This window comes from Brunnivagina elsteri CCALA 953 (assembly GCF_002289455.1).
GTDB lineage: Bacteria > Cyanobacteriota > Cyanobacteriia > Cyanobacteriales > Nostocaceae > Brunnivagina > Brunnivagina elsteri.
On sequence record NZ_NTFS01000125.1, the window covers coordinates 1 to 15,836 of the forward strand.

Genomic DNA, 15,836 nt, shown 5'->3' on the forward strand with positions numbered 1-15,836 from the left:
TTTTAGTTGTTTGATTCATGATGTTCATATTCAGTGATGGAAAAACCGGGTTTCCTCGAAGTCGAAAAGTCGTGTTCAACCTAGTTTATCTTGGAGGATAGGTTGTTGAAGGTTGATTTGTCTGCACAGGAAACCAGGTTTCTTTGGGTTTTGCTGTTCAATTCTTAGTTTACCAAGATGGTGAAACCTGGTTTCTGGGAGATTTCCGAAACCCGGTTTTTCCATCACTGAATATGAACATCATGAATTAAGCGACTAAAACCGGGTTTCCTCGAAGTCGAAAAGTCGTGTTCAACCTAGTTTAGCTTCGAGGATAAGGTTGTTGCGGGTTGATTAGTTTCTACAGGAAACCAGGTTTCTTTGGGTTTTGCTGTTCAATTCTTAGTTTACCAAGATGGTGAAACCTGGTTTCTGATATCTCCATGAAAACCGGGTTTCACTGGGAATGAGAAGTCGTGAATAACCTGATTTATCTGGGGACACCAAGTTGTAATACACTTTGAGAAGTTGAAAAATCTCAAGACACAGAAACATAATAAATCAAAAACTGTGAAAACAGATAGTATCTTTTATCGCCTATTTCAAGAATTTCCCAGTATATTATTTGAACTCATTGAACAACCACCAGAAACCGCTAACCTCTACCAATTTTCCTCCATCGAAGTCAAACAAACAGCTTTTAGAATCGATGGTGTATTTCTTCCCATTCAAAACGAAGAGAACCCAATTTACTTTGTAGAGGTTCAATTTCAACCCGACTCAGATATTTATTCCCGCATCATTTCTGAAGTATTTTTATACTTGCGACAAAATCCGTTTAAAAATACTTGGCGAGGAGTAGTCATCTATCCCAATCGCAATACCGACACGGGAGAAACCAAAGATTGTCACGAATTCTTTACCAGTCAACGCATTACCCGAATTTATTTAAATGAATTAGGTGAAACTGCATCGCTGCCCATTGGTATTGCTACTATTAAATTAATCGTCGAAAATGAAGATACAGCAATTGCCACAGCCAGGGAACTAATAGAACGCACCAAGCAAACGAATAACTTACCATTGCAACGAAAGCGACTATTAGAGCTAATTGAAACAATCTTGGTATATAAATTTCCCACAATGACAAGAAAGGAGATAGAAACAATGTTTGGGTTAAGCGATTTGAAACAAACACGGGTATATCAGGAAGGAAAAGACGAAGGAAGGGAGGAAGCAACGACTTCTAACTATGCTTATCGCTAAATTTAAAGCTTTTACACAGAAGTCGGGGATATTGAACCAACGCGATAAGCAAAGCTTAATGCCAAAGGCATATCGTACCAAATAACCTGATATTTTTAGTTAGATGATGCGATCGCGCGAATCTTAAACCAGTCGTGTTAATTTCTCTTGAAACACGATTTCTGATAGGCTGAAATAAGCGCCGTAATTAACGAAGGTGGCGCGTAAGGGAATCAAAATGTCGGAAAATCTTAGAAGTCAAGCTATCACCCAAGGGGTACAACGTTCACCAAATCGTGCGATGTTGCGTGCCACTGGATTCCAAGATGAGGATTTTTCTAAAGCAATAGTTGGAGTTGCTAACGCCTACAGTACCATTACTCCCTGCAACATGGGTTTAAATGACTTGGCAAAACGTGCCGAAGATGGGATTCGTAATGCTGGGGGAATGCCGCAAATTTTCGGCACAATTACCGTTAGCGATGGTATTTCAATGGGAACCGAAGGGATGAAATATTCCCTTGTATCACGGGAAGTTATTGCTGACTCCATCGAAACTGCTTGTAACGGTGAAAGTATGGATGGAGTTCTAACTGTTGGTGGTTGCGACAAAAATATGCCCGGTTCGATGATTGCGATCGCACGCATGAATATCCCCGCTATCTTTGTCTATGGAGGAACGATTAAACCCGGTAGTTACAGGGAATGCGATTTAACTGTGGTCAGTTCCTTTGAAGCTGTTGGTGCTTTCAAAGCTGGTAAAATGCTCGAAAGCGAACTGATGGAAATTGAACGTCGCGCTTGTCCTGGTGCTGGTTCCTGTGGTGGAATGTACACAGCAAATACCATGTCATCAGCTTTTGAAGCGATGGGAATGAGTTTACCCTATTCCTCCACAATGGCAGCCGAAGATGCAGAAAAAGCCGATAGTGCGGAAAAATCTGGACATGTGCTTGTCGAAGCTATCCGTAAGCAACTTTTACCCCGACAAATCATTACCCGTAAATCCATCGAAAACGCGATTTCGGTAATTATGGCTGTTGGTGGTTCTACAAATGCAGTGCTACACTTCCTTGCGATCGCCCATGCGGCAGAGATTAAACTCACCTTAGATGATTTTGAAACAATTCGCGATCGCGTTCCTGTTTTATGCGATTTAAAACCCAGTGGTCGTTATGTAGCTACGGATTTACACCGAGCCGGGGGAGTTCCCCTAGTAATGAAAATGCTGCTCGACCACAATTTATTACATGGCGACTGCATCACAATTACTGGACAAACAATCGCCGAAGTCTTGAAAAATATACCTTCTGAGCCAGCAACTAACCAAGATGTCATCCGTCCTTGGAATAAACCGATGTATCCACAGGGACATCTTGCTATTCTCAAAGGTAATTTAGCAACCGAGGGAGCAGTAGCAAAAATTACCGGAGTAAAGCTAGCTAAAATTACGGGACCTGCCCGTGTATTTGAATCGGAGGAAGAATGCTTAGATGCGATTCTGGCAAATAAAATCAAACCTGGTGATGTCCTAATTATCCGCTACGAAGGACCAAAAGGAGGTCCGGGAATGCGGGAAATGCTTGCTCCAACTTCAGCCATCATTGGTGCGGGTTTAGGTGACTCAGTGGGATTAATTACCGATGGTCGTTTTTCTGGTGGTACTTACGGGATGGTGGTTGGACATGTGGCTCCAGAAGCTGCTGTGGGAGGAACTATTGCTTTGGTTGAAGAGGGTGATAGCATTACGATTGACGCACCAGCAAGGCTGTTACAATTGAATATCTCAGATGAGGAATTAGCTCGTCGTCGTGGGAATTGGAAACCTAAACCACCCCGTTATACCAAAGGTATTTTGGGTAAATATGCCAAGTTGGTTTCTTCGAGTAGTCTTGGTGCGGTGACAGATTTGGATTTATTTTAGCATTGTTAAGAGACGCGATATATCGCGTCTCTCTAATACAGCTTGGCGTAAATAAAGCGACCATTATAACTTGTTAAAAAGCCTTATTTATAAACTTTCTTACCTTCTGCCTAGGCTGTGTATTTTGTGCCTTTTTAGGGGGTAAAAATTCATGTTAAATATGTGGTAACTGTTTGCTCAAAAGCTTATATGACATAGACTTTACGTTTACATGAACACAAAAATTGCATGAACTAAAAATGGGGAAATTCCATCAAAATACACAGCCTACCTTCTGCCTCCTTCCTTCTGCCTTCATGTACTAGTTTGAAATTTCTCTAACCTCTAAATTAGCATATTCAATACATCTACTCTAACTCTACAAAGGCGACAAAAAATCGGTTACGAAAAATTACTAAATTCATCCAAAAAACGTCCTTGTTGATTGACTTTACGAGAACGCTGTTTAATTTGTGTTTCTAATCTTACAGCACTATTTTTCAACCCCAAAGAACGTAAAATATTCACAGCAGCAACTTCCCCAGTTCTACAACCACCTTCCATATATCCTTGGAATTTTTGCGAACAATGTTCCCCAGCAAAAAATAAATTACCGACGGTTTGTTTTTCCGCACCAGATATTCCTGTCCATTGACCAGTTAAATAGCAAGAATAGGAACCTTGGGTATATTGTTCTCCCGTCCAATAAGCACGTACAGCTTCCCCTTGACGCTCTTTACTAATACCTGGAAAGATTTTTTCTAACTGTAATAATAGAGTTTGAGCTTGGGATTCTCCAGAATTTTGACCAACCACTAATCCTTGTTTTCCACCAGTAAAATTAGTGATTAAGCCAAACTTACCTTGATGATTGCGAGTCGCTTCCCAAGTACTATTAAAATCTAAATCAGTTGAGATAAATGCAGTTGATTTGTAACGAGTAACCCAAAATCTTTGTTTGTAAGCAGTTACTAACTTACTATTCGTTCCATAACCAAGCTCGGAAATAGCCTTTTGTTTAACAGATGGTAAATTTACATTTAATGCGATCGCACGTAATGTCGTATAAGGTACTGCAAGCAAAATCCGTTCGTAAATTTTTTCAAAAGAGCCATTTCCCGAATGCAAACTGACTCGATAGCGTCCATTAGGAGTAATATTAATTGCTTCTAATTCTGTATCTGTTTGGATAAAATTAGCCAGAGACTTTGCTAGTAATCTTGGTAATTGGTCGTTTCCACCCTTAATTTGATAACGCTCATCACTATCACTACTGAGATTTACCCCAGCATCAGTCCCAATAAAAAGTAACATACTCAAACAAGACTGTTCTGCTGCATCTCTACCATACAAAGCTGTGTAACCATTTTGCAACATTTGATTGAGAATGGGGTTGATTTGCGATCGCTCTAAATATTCCGCAATCGACATATTATCCAGCTTCATCGCAACGGGGTTTTTGCTCCGATATGTCACTGGTTGATTGCCAATGGTCGCTAAATCCTGTTTAATTTTTTTAATCAAGGGAATACTCCATTGAGCAATTTCTGATTCCTTAATTTTGCGTCCTTGATAGTAATGTGTTTCCCCCACCAATCCCCGATCGGCAGCATACAAATCCACTGTTTGCAAACCCAATTCCTTCGCAAGCGATCGCATACTAGTATGGGTAGTATCGATAAATTCTCCACCCAAATCTGCATAAAGCGAAGTACCACCAACATTCTGTGCAGTATATATACGTCCACCAACGCGATTTCTTGCCTCAACAATCTCCACTGGAACCCCAGCTTGCCTTAAGCGATGAGCAGCAGTTAATCCAGCAATGCCTGCGCCAACTACGAGAACTTTTGAGTCGGTAGCTAAAGCCATGCTACTATAAGATGTTGTAGCTGCTATTGTCGCTAATCCCAAACCTCCGTAAATGAAACGGCGACGAGTGGTTTTATGTTGTAATATTTCCACTAACTCATCAGTGGGAATTCCACTTCTGATATGTATTTGAGCTATTTCACTAGCCCTTTGCAGTGATAAGATGAGTTTAGACCTTGCCATATTACTTACCTATTAATATTTACCTGTACTTGATTGGTAATATAATACACCAGTCCAAAAACTCAATTTCCGGACAAGCAAAGTATAAAATATAATTAATATTCTTGCGTAAAAATACTAAAATCGTGTCAAATTTAACTTAATCCCCGAATCCAGCTTAGGGATTTGGAAATACTGAATTTTTTCTCCTAATTCGGGGGTTTGATTTTTTTCCACTACTGGACATTGCCGAAAAAATGAACCAGGATTTTTAAGTATCTCACTTGGATCGATTTTACGACAGGTTTCTTCGCGAATTACAGAAATAGAACCGACTGAATCATTTAAACTACTACTTTGTTCCCTACCAAAACCCCAGCGATTATTAATCGTAGCAGCTTCGGTTGCTAAAGTAGTCGTTTGATTGTCTTGCGATGCTTCATCCCCATCAACACCATTGGTTTGATTGGCAGATGCGGGTTGGATTGCAAAAATGGTTGCGATCGCAACCATTATTATAATTCCAGTAAGCGACGAACATTTCATAATTAGAAACCTAAATCCGAAGTCTGGGGCTGATATATAATAACGAGTATAACCACCGCAGAACACAAGTGTAATTAATCTAACTATCAATAAATATTTCTTCAGTCCACAAAGCTAATAATTTATGCTGAATAGATGATTGCTCGTAGCATTACTTAGAGTGTGTATTACGGCACAATTCTAATTTCGGGTTACAAGCGGGTTAATTTAGCCGTAAGACACCATTATATTTAGTATATTTGGTGCGTTAAGCTGTTCCGCATTTAAATCATATAATCCAAATTATTATAATTATTGTGGGGTGGGCATCCCTGCCTGCCCTAATATATAATTTAGGTGCTTTTTAGCTTACGACCGAACCATCTTTTCTCTCAAAATCAAATACCGTAATCTATCTAACGCACCCGATTAGAAATTTATCTTTAAAAAGAAATAGCTTAACTGTCGCTTGCTTCTGTGGAGCAATTCTGTATTGATTTATATCCGTATATCAGGTTAATTGCTATATTTTGACACGACCATCGACGCAGGCAATCCACTCTCCATCTTCAAGCAGATAGGGGTCGATGTGATGCATTCCAGAACCATTCCAACCAATACCCGAAGGGATTAAAATCGGATTTTGGGAAATTTCTTGTTCCCGATAAGTTGTAGTTGTTAATTCATCAATTTCAAATGCTCTGACTTGGATACCATATTCTGGATTGCAATCTTGAGTATAACGAATAATCTTATTATCAATAGCAATAACTCTGCCTCCTGGTCGAGCAATATGTGGGTTATTTTCAATTAGGGGACTCAAAGGATGTTCTTGCCAAGAACCAAGTAAATCATCAGCAGAATATAGACGCAGAGTATCATATTTATGCTGCGGATTCGTTTCTGTAAATAGCCACCATTTATCATGGTAACGAATCACAGAACTGTCTAAAAAAACTCCTCCGGTCATAATGTTGCCAATATGATTCCATGTTGTGGGAAAATTAGATGCTTTATACAAGCGAATCGAATCATCTTTAAAACTTTCGGGAATCATGTAATATTCACCCATCCACTCAAATACATGGGGATAAGATAAGTGAAAAGGTTCAGCTAAAATAATTTTTTGGTATTTCCAATGTCTCCCATCTTGACTAGTCGCTAGTCCAATTTCTCCACGCAAACTTTTATTATTAAATACTTCAAAAAACATGTACCATGTTTGTTCAACTTTCAGCATAAAAGGGTCAGCAACAAACCCAGCATAAACATCGGAAACGTCGCTACGACTAATCACTGGATTTTTTGCTTGTGGATCAGCAGTTAAATCGATGTGAGATTTACCCGTATATATCCCAATAGACCATTGGGCAGATTTCTCAGGTAAACCAATCGGCAAGTTATTTAATAATTTAGGAGGTAAATTATAGATTACTGATTTCAAAACTTTTCTAATTGCCGTTTTTACTATATTCATTTCTAATTTCTCAGCAGCCTTTTTCTCAAATCAATTCCTAATCGTCAAATCATACATCGACATATTACTGGGTTAAATTTAGTTAAGTAAAAATGTTCTCTAAAAGCTCTGTTGATAGAGGTTTAAGATAGATATATTATCTTAACCAAGAGTATCACGTCACCATTGATAACATTATTTATTTACCAGCAAAGATTTTGTTTTAATCATTCCCTTGGTGCGATATGCCTTTGGCATTAAGCTTTGCTTATCGCATTGTTGACTAATTTCTAAAATTTTATTTTTGTATGCTTTGGCAAAAATTTCCCTAGTATGATTTGCCCTGGCATATTCCCAAGCTTTATGTGCCATTTCTTCAAGTTGATTCGCTGGTAAGCTAGCTATTTGCCGAACTTTTGCTTTAATTTCGGCGATGGAACTATTATTTAAAATCATACCAAAATCGTGCAAATCAACGCTAGATTCATGGCTGGCAATAGGTATCATACCTGCGTGCATACAAGTAATTACGGCACCTCCACCACCTTCAGAACAGGAGGGATTAACTATTCCTACACAACTTTCAGCAATCTGCTGAAACTCTATACTGCGAATATCTACCCATCCTAGAGTCCGAATATTTACTGTTTGATAAAGTTCTTTAAAGTAAGCTTGATAAAAATCTTCTTCCTTATTCACAGGAGCACAAATAGTTAAATTATATTCTGGCATTTCTGCAAAAGCTTCTAAAACTAAATCTAGTCCTTTATGAACTAATCCACGACTACTAAAAAATAAGAAATTGTGTCGGCAGTTATCAAAGTTTTTGTCTGGATTCCAAGGATATAATACTGGAGTGGAAATAGGAATGTGATGGATAGGTTTATTCGCATATTTATAAGTATTTGCAGTGAAGTCATTGCCGAGTACAAATACACAATCTGCGTTTTCTAATGCATAATTTGCGGGTTCATAACGACGTGCAGTTAGTGTAATTCCCCGTCTTTGTTGCAGTTCTAATAATCTTCTGGCTTCGGCTGCATTGTGAAATAGTATATGTGCGGTATCGGCATGATATATTTTAATACAATTAGGATTCAAAGAAGAAGTAACTCGCTGTAAGTTTAGACGAGTTTCGATAAAAAATGAGTATTGTTTTTTCGGGATAAAAACGTCATTATCACAACGGATGATATCTACGCAATAGCCCATTTCTAAAAAGGTTATTGCCATTTGTCGGCATTCCCAATATTGAGTATGACTATTAAAAATAGGGTCATCTGGTTTTAATGTAAATGGTTCATTAAGATAGGAAATTAGAACATTACCAATGGCATAATTATTTGGTTTTAGCGAAATCATTCTTCTTCTTTGAATACGTCCTTTGATTTTTTCAATGAATAAATTCGCAGTTCTTCCTATTTTAGTAATAAGGTTCGGTAATTTCATCTTCATGTACTCCCTTTACGTCACTTAAAAGAAAAGATAATTACAGATATTTTAATGTTCTGTTGTCTTTATAGTTTTTAATAAAAAAAGACAAAAAACTACCTAGCAAGAAGTGTAGGATTCATATTTGATTTCTGAAAAACCAAATTGGCTAGAAGCTCGCTATACAAAGGTTTATTTCTCAGTATACGTAGCAAGATTTAAGTACGATTTCTATAGTATATTACTTTTATTGTGAAATTTGAATGAACTGTATATTAACACTTAACTAAGATAAATCGACAGAATACTTGATCCTGTGTTGTCATGCTGAGTGTAGCGAAGCGAAACGTAGGCAAAGCGTTCCCGTAGGGTAGCATCTCGCAAGATTCTAAGCGCACGCTCCGCGAACACTACCCTACGGGAACGCTAAAAGCGTAGTTTACTTCTCCGCTTCGGAGTACGTTTCGTACCCTGCGGGTAGACGCGCAAGCTGCTTCTGTAAGTAGCAAGCAACAGAATGACATTGGGCATTTCTTTTTGTGGAGTTCTCTAAATTCTGCAAATAAACCTCAAAGGTATGGATTATTCGGATGATTGCGTAGGCGTAGCCCGTCGCAGACATCGCGATTTGATTTATTTATGAAAACCATAGAGACTTATAACTCTAAGCACCGTTATCAGGAAACAAAATACAATTAAGGATTAATATATAAGCTTCTAGGACTTACGCACTGTACAAAAGAGCTATGTTGTGCATCAACGTAAATGCGTTGTTTCATGCGTTTCTAAATTACCCTTTCTTGATTGCGATAAGCGCAGCTTAACGCCAAGGGCGTATCGCATGGTGCGGAACAGAAAAATCAAGCTCAAAGCGTGGAAAGCCATACCCCTATTTTGATTTTTCTGTCAATGCGTAAGTCCTAGCTTCTACAAAAATCATGATTCAGGAAAATATTTTCTTCCCAAAAACAGAGGTGTTAATGATAGGGAACTCTAATTTCTACCCCACAAATTTCTGTGTCACCTGACCAAAATTAACATTTACGTAATTATCAACTTCCAAGCAATGCAAAGCTTTTTTCAGCAAAACTCGATCGTTTCGATCTAACTCGAAGTACAAGCAAGATACGTCTAGCTCTCCTCCCTGTTGAGCCAGTTTATTCAGGACTGTTTTTTGCAGTCTTTCAAGGCGCGAATTCATAAAATCTATCTCTTTTGAAGTATAGACTTTCCATGATGCTTAAATGATTATACTTTTTCTACTACCAAAAGATAGATTGACATATTCCATTTTTTAGGCTTCTTGTAACCAGAAATATTTTATAAAATTAGGGTTGAAAACCTTACTATTATAGTGGTCACTAGTCAAGGTATAACAAGCACCTTGATTCCTAAAATTAGCTGATATCAAGGAGATTAACACTTAATTTTAGAAATGCTAATCATGTAAAATATCTTAATATTGGGATGAGAATAATATTTGCCATGATGGAAATAAATGCAAGCACCAGGTAAAATTATGGACAAAATTAGTAGTAGCATTGGATATCTAAAAGGTTCGCTTGGGCAAGCTTTGCAAGCTGTAGAAGAAATTAAACAATCAACATCAACAGCAATTCAGACTTCCGTGAATTCACCTCTCAATGATTTGCTGTATCAACATCCTGGGATTTTTCAAGTGTTGAAATTTGTTGCTTGGGTGGCAAATCATCCAATTCGCGGTATTTTCATCATTTTATTGGGAATTGCTGTAATTTGGAGTGTTATTCGTGCAGTTGTACGTTTGATTGAAGTTGCGAGTTTATCTATCTTAAAAACGCCACTTACTTTTGCTTGGTTATTTCTAAAGTATATTTGGCAATTTTCAAGTAAATTAACAATGATGAACTGGAATAAATTTAAAAATGCTAACACCACAGAAATTATTCATTTGGAAGATATAAATTTCCAATTAAGAGAAAATTATAAACAGAAAAGACTTGGGGAAATTTCTGTCAGGTTAATCGAAATTCAAAAGGAACAACATACCCTTTTAGAAGAAGCTTCAGGATTGATGAAATAATTGATAAAATAGAGAAGCGATGTATCAAATCTCTACATTTTTTTTTAAACGATTTGGGGACAACTGATGAATAATTTCGTCGTCATGTCCTGATATTGAATTAGCAAAACGCTGTGCTAGTGGAGGTATAAATACTAAAGGATTGCTAAAACCGGAGAATATATAAATATTTTCATGTTCGGCAATTGAACCAATGATGGGCAGATTATCCTTACTAAAAGCAACTAAACAATGATGGTAAATAGCGGGTAAACTTGCTAACCCAGGTAAGATTTGGGAAAGATGCGATCGCAACCAGTGTTCACTGATTTTTGCATCGACTGTGGCATTGGGATTAACTAAAATTCGGCTAATTTGTCCCAGTCTGAATCTACCATCTAGAAATTGCACTGCACCCGTATCTAATATAGAAGTTTCTATTTCATTTCCGTCATTACACCAGAATTCATCATTTTGAGTCGAATTAGCTTCCAATTGAAAGCGTTGTAACTTCGCAGGCATTACCAAGGTACTCAATTTAATCTCAGTCGGTGCAGTTTCCAAAATTTCCGCATGGGTAAAATACGTTTGCATCGAAATCCCGGATTCCTGTAAAAGTTTTCTGCTAATTCCACCCGTACAAACTGCGATTTTTGCAGATTTATATATACCAGTTGTTGTTGTGACTGTTATTGATTTTTGGAAAGAATTCAATTGTAAAACCTGGGAAATTACCAGTTCTCCACCTAAACGCAAAAAAGCTTGAATGAAAGCTTGCGCTGTTTTTTCAGGTTCGATATGTCCATGTCTAACAGTCAATGCACCCGATATTACATCTGGATTTAATAAAGGTTCCAATAGACATGCTTCTTTAATTGAAAGTAATCTTGGGGGTTGAGCAACATGACCATAAGACTGACAAACAACATCCGGGTCACTTTCCCTATCTATAGTTAATAATAAATCCAACTCGCGAAACTCAATATCAGCATTCAACTCCGATGATAAAATTCCATAACGTTGCCTACCCTGATCACAAAGTTGACGAGTTAGGGCTGTGCTTCCTGACCAAAAAGCCAAACCACCATAACTGTAACGAGTCGCATTGTCAGGTTTTGGATTTTGCTCCAACAACAACACTGCAAAACCTTTTTTGATCAGCTCATAGGCAACCGAAGCACCCGTAAACCCAGCACCAACGACTATCCAATCATAATTTTTCTGCATTTTACTATTTTGCGATCGCAATTCAGATGAAATTCATTGTAGGGGTAGATGTATTTGTAATACCAAGAATTATACCTAGACTATGCTGATAATCAATCAAATCAAGTATTGCGATCGCACGATTTATCCAATACTTGATTCACATTCCGCAACCAATATCTTCAAGAACGATTTACCGGGTTTTCATAGGGACCAAGAAATCTTTCACGCACCAGATAGATGTTAGCGCGATCGCACGGTTTATCCCATGTTTAGATTAACGTTCTGTAGCTGGTTTATGCCGTGCCAATTTCAATGCCGACAACAACAAAATTATACCCAATATTACGTACAGCAAAGAACTTGATACATATTTCAAAAGATTACTACCAATCAATGCACCCAATATAGAACCAGATGCCATCGAAACCATAAAACCTTGCTCTGATTTCAGATGCTCTAACCGTTTCTGTTTTTTGTATTTGAATAGACCCATAATAATAGTGGGAATACTGATAGCCAGACTCAAACTTCCCGCCAATTTGATGTCAATTGCAAACAAAATAATAATTGTTGGGATAATCAATTCACCCCCAGCGACACCAAGCATACTACTAAATATCCCAATGACAATTCCCGCAACCAAACCAATACCAATTCTCAATAAATCAGGAAGCTGCCAACTTTGTATACTGAAAATGAGATGATGTCCCATCAGTACAAAGCTCAGGAAAATTAGAAAACCAATTACAATACGATTTAATGTAAGTTCATTAATCCGAGTTGCATAGTTAACCCCAACATAGGAACCGATAAGAGAACCTGCCAGAATATTGATGATTATTGCTAGGTTCGCAAAAACATTCTCAATCCCAATAATCCCACTCCGAAAAATGAAAGAAAAAGTCACAGTAACCAAGCTGACGAGAAGATTGATAATGATTGCTTGTAAAGTTGGATAGTGAAAAAAACTAACTAGAACTGGCAAACGAAATTCTGCACCACCCAAACCAATTAAACCACCAAGAACCGCAACTAAAGCACCCCAGACAAAAGCCCAAACGTTCCGCATTCCCATCTTCTCACTGACAACACATTATTAAATTAAACCCTCTTGTGGCGATATTCTCAACTCTAAAAAGCGATTCCTACGGATAGCTGACGCAATCGCAGTCCAGGTCGCTCGATGTTGAATTTTGAGTACACCTCAATACCTGTTGTTTCTTAATTAACATTCCAATTCGTTGATATATAAATTACAAACTTGCCGATTCAATATCTAAAAATAACATTGCTTGCGACTGTGTACGTAAAATCGACGCTGGACAAGCTGTACTAATTTCGCCTTGTAACATAGTTTTAATAATCTCAGCTTTACGTTTCCCCGATGCCAGACAAATTATTTTTTTCGACTGACAAATCATCGGAATTGTCACCGTAAAAGCATATTGCGGGACACTTTCTATACTCGAAAAATACCCCGTATTCACCTGCTGCTGACGATTCACCTCATCTAACTTTACCAACTTCACCCCATAAGAGTCAGAAAAATCAGCAACCGACGGATCATTAAAAGCTAAATGTCCATTTTCCCCAATCCCCAACAAACATAGATCGATAGATTGCGATCGCAAGAGTTGAGAATAGCGATCGCATTCCCCCAAAGGTTGTAATGTATCCCCTTCAATATAATTAAACACATGGGGGTAAACTCGTTTTTCGACCTTTTCCCGCAAATAATACCGAAAACTCCCAGAATGATTCCCATCAATCCCCAAATACTCGTCTAAATGAAAACAAGTAACCCGCGACCAATCAACACCACCAAAAGCAATCAAAGCATCTAAAAACTTTAATTGTGAATTACCAGTAGCTAATAGCACCCTTACCGTATCCTGCTCCAACAAAAGGCTATGTAAATACTTAGATACAATTTCCGCAGCATCTTCAGCAATCTCAGCCTCCGAATTATAAACATTTACCACAAGTTCATCAACACAAAAATTCTCTTTAGGAACCATCATTCAGCTACATCAACTAAGTGCAGATCAATTATAGTTTTGCCCATGCGATCGCAAAAGTACGACAAACACAATCATTTTATTCTCTTATTCTCCTACTCTCTGCGCCTCCGCGTCTCCGCGTGACACAAATCCATATTCCCCCCAAATCATGTAAACTTATCTAATTAAAATTCATATCACATAGCCCAAATGCTATTAGCAATTCTATTCGACTTAGACGGAACCCTAGTCAACACCGATCCCATCCACTTCATCGCTTGGCAGAAAATGCTAAGTAAATACGATATCCACATCGACGAAAACTTTTATCAAAAAAAAATAAGCGGTGGTTTAAACCCAAAAATACTCGCAGATATCTTGCCACAACTATCACCAGAAGAAGCGAGGGAATTTGCAGAAGAAAAAGAAGCAATGTTTCGAGAAATGGCTCCAAAATTGCAGAGATTAGCAGGGCTTACCGAACTTTTAAATTGGGCAAACACCTATGAAATCAAACTAGCACTAGTAACAAATGCACCCCGTGCCAACGCTCTCTTTATGTTAGAAATATTGGAATTAGAAACCACATTTGAGTTAATTATACTCGCAGAAGACGAAGCAGCAGCCAAACCCGACCCCATACCCTACCGTGTCGCAGTAGAACGTTTGGGAATAAATATAGAAAATGCGATCGCTTTAGAAGATTCACCATCGGGTATTCGTTCCGCAGTTGGTGCAGGTATACCCACAATTGGGATTGCATCGACACACAACCCCCAAAAGCTACGGGAACTCGGTGCATTTATGGCAATACCCGACTTTACCGATTTGCAATTGTGGACATTTTTAAATTCACAAATTGAAGGTGGTTTAGTAACCAAAGAAATAGTTTTGTGACTTGGTTATACTAAAAACGGGTTACAACTATACTTTTAGATTGCGTAAAAACCTTAAAGATGCAACATAAGTCAGCATGACAAAAGTTCAGTTTTTACCCGTGGGCAGTATAGAGACAGATTTAATTGCTAAACTGGGTTAAATCAGGTAACTTTGGCTGGTAGTTAAACAACCATTTGAATTGCAAATCTCCCAACCATGTCGGGGGTATTAACTGTTAGCTAATTTCTACCCATACAAAAAATCAAATAAAATAAGGGCAAACAACCGTTTGCCCCTACAGTATTGGTAACAAAACTATATTTTTGTTTAACTACTTCTTGGAGCAATCCACAGATTGACCTTGAACAACGTTAGTAGTGTTATTAATTTTGATACGGTTACGATTTCCGACATTGTTAGCTGCGATCGCAGTGTTGGTTACGTTTCCTTGAGTTTGATTGCTGGGGGATTGACATAAGAGTCTTCTAGCTCTTCTTGATTGTGCTTGAATGACGTAGGTTCTGTTAATAATGCGGATTTTGTTGCCCCTACCAACGTTGGTTGCGCTGATATTGGTATTTTCTGCGTTTCCCTGGGTTTGGCTGCCTGCGAATGCTGCTGGTGCAATTGCGATCGCTGCTAGTAAACCGAGAACTAAAGATTTCTTAAACATTGTTATATACCTTGTTAGTTGTGTGTTATTTGATAAAAAGCTAAAACCAATTTCAGACCATCAAATACATATATGGAACTATTTACACCACTGAATTTAACCCAACAGGATTTAATTAAAATAAGTTAGCTAAATATTTTGGGTGTTGTAGTCAAAAAAAAAGACCTTTAAATTCGACGTTGGGATTGTATGAACTCAGGGGAAGAATTTGATAGTGATAATTGTAACAACTTGAACTACAGAGTGCGATCGCGTTATTCCGGAGGAGTGAGAATGATTTTGTGGAAATATAGGTTGGTTTGATGTTTTGTATGTTGCTGCGTGACCGTTATTTATTCCCATGATTCCCCCAAACACCAGAACCTAATTGCTACCGATGTCTAGGAGTGTTCCAAGTAAAAAAGTGCCCAATTGTCATGCTGAATGGAGCGAAGCGCAATGAAGCATCTCTGTCTATTACA

14 protein-coding genes are annotated in these 15,836 nt (G+C 38.1%); 4 read left to right on the top strand and 10 right to left on the bottom strand.

Annotated features, from left to right (window positions below):
* The first annotated feature begins 549 nt into the window (after positions 1-549).
* Together CK510_RS12950 and ilvD are read left to right on the top strand one after the other, a co-directional pair.
* On the top strand, positions 550-1,245 hold the full coding sequence (locus CK510_RS12950; protein ID WP_095722101.1) for an Rpn family recombination-promoting nuclease/putative transposase: 696 nt from the start codon (positions 550-552) through the stop codon (positions 1,243-1,245).
* Positions 1,246-1,462: 217 nt separating this feature from the next.
* Positions 1,463-3,148 (top strand): dihydroxy-acid dehydratase, encoded by a 1,686-nt coding sequence (gene ilvD, locus CK510_RS12955; protein ID WP_095722102.1) that lies wholly within the window; start codon positions 1,463-1,465, stop codon positions 3,146-3,148.
* A 381-nt stretch (positions 3,149-3,529) separates the two neighbouring features.
* Here ilvD and CK510_RS12960 read toward each other — a convergent pair whose 3' ends face one another.
* From CK510_RS12960 to CK510_RS12980, 5 genes are all read right to left on the bottom strand, one after another.
* On the bottom strand, positions 3,530-5,182 hold the full coding sequence (locus CK510_RS12960) for a flavin monoamine oxidase family protein (RefSeq protein WP_095722103.1): 1,653 nt from the start codon (positions 5,180-5,182) through the stop codon (positions 3,530-3,532).
* Between the two features lie 117 nt (positions 5,183-5,299).
* The gene (locus tag CK510_RS12965; protein WP_143289287.1) at positions 5,300-5,707 is read right to left on the bottom strand and encodes a hypothetical protein; all 408 of its coding nucleotides are present in this window, start codon (positions 5,705-5,707) and stop codon (positions 5,300-5,302) included.
* A 502-nt stretch (positions 5,708-6,209) separates the two neighbouring features.
* On the bottom strand, positions 6,210-7,163 hold the full coding sequence (locus tag CK510_RS12970) for a glucosamine inositolphosphorylceramide transferase family protein (RefSeq protein WP_095722105.1): 954 nt from the start codon (positions 7,161-7,163) through the stop codon (positions 6,210-6,212).
* A gap of 174 nt (positions 7,164-7,337) precedes the next feature.
* On the bottom strand, positions 7,338-8,591 hold the full coding sequence (locus tag CK510_RS12975) for a glycosyltransferase (RefSeq protein WP_095722106.1): 1,254 nt from the start codon (positions 8,589-8,591) through the stop codon (positions 7,338-7,340).
* A gap of 982 nt (positions 8,592-9,573) precedes the next feature.
* Positions 9,574-9,774, bottom strand: coding sequence for a hypothetical protein (locus tag CK510_RS12980; RefSeq protein ID WP_095722107.1), 201 nt, complete (start codon positions 9,772-9,774; stop codon positions 9,574-9,576).
* Between the two features lie 297 nt (positions 9,775-10,071).
* On the opposite strand from CK510_RS12980, the gene CK510_RS12985 reads away from it, so the two are divergent.
* A complete protein-coding gene (locus CK510_RS12985; protein ID WP_095722108.1) occupies positions 10,072-10,635 on the top strand; it encodes a hypothetical protein in 564 nt (187 codons plus the stop codon).
* A 24-nt stretch (positions 10,636-10,659) separates the two neighbouring features.
* Here the strand turns inward: CK510_RS12985 and CK510_RS12990 are convergent, their stop codons facing one another.
* The 3 genes from CK510_RS12990 to CK510_RS13000 form a co-directional block, all read right to left on the bottom strand.
* Positions 10,660-11,841 carry an NAD(P)/FAD-dependent oxidoreductase gene (locus tag CK510_RS12990; protein WP_095722109.1) on the bottom strand — a complete coding sequence of 394 codons (1,182 nt, stop codon included), beginning with the start codon at positions 11,839-11,841 and terminating at the stop codon, positions 10,660-10,662.
* Positions 11,842-12,097: 256 nt separating this feature from the next.
* Positions 12,098-12,892 carry a sulfite exporter TauE/SafE family protein gene (locus CK510_RS12995; protein ID WP_095722113.1) on the bottom strand — a complete coding sequence of 265 codons (795 nt, stop codon included), beginning with the start codon at positions 12,890-12,892 and terminating at the stop codon, positions 12,098-12,100.
* Between the two features lie 184 nt (positions 12,893-13,076).
* Positions 13,077-13,844: a glucosamine-6-phosphate deaminase gene (locus CK510_RS13000; protein ID WP_095722110.1), complete on the bottom strand. Its 768-nt coding sequence runs from the start codon at positions 13,842-13,844 to the stop codon at positions 13,077-13,079.
* Positions 13,845-14,033: 189 nt separating this feature from the next.
* On the opposite strand from CK510_RS13000, the gene CK510_RS13005 reads away from it, so the two are divergent.
* Positions 14,034-14,720: an HAD family hydrolase gene (locus tag CK510_RS13005; protein ID WP_095722111.1), complete on the top strand. Its 687-nt coding sequence runs from the start codon at positions 14,034-14,036 to the stop codon at positions 14,718-14,720.
* Positions 14,721-15,033: 313 nt separating this feature from the next.
* Here CK510_RS13005 and CK510_RS13010 read toward each other — a convergent pair whose 3' ends face one another.
* Together CK510_RS13010 and CK510_RS31740 are read right to left on the bottom strand one after the other, a co-directional pair.
* Positions 15,034-15,375 (bottom strand): hypothetical protein, encoded by a 342-nt coding sequence (locus CK510_RS13010; protein ID WP_095722112.1) that lies wholly within the window; start codon positions 15,373-15,375, stop codon positions 15,034-15,036.
* A gap of 195 nt (positions 15,376-15,570) precedes the next feature.
* Complete coding sequence (locus CK510_RS31740; protein ID WP_158224896.1) at positions 15,571-15,717, bottom strand: hypothetical protein; 147 nt, start codon at positions 15,715-15,717, stop codon at positions 15,571-15,573.
* Positions 15,718-15,836 lie beyond the last annotated feature (119 nt).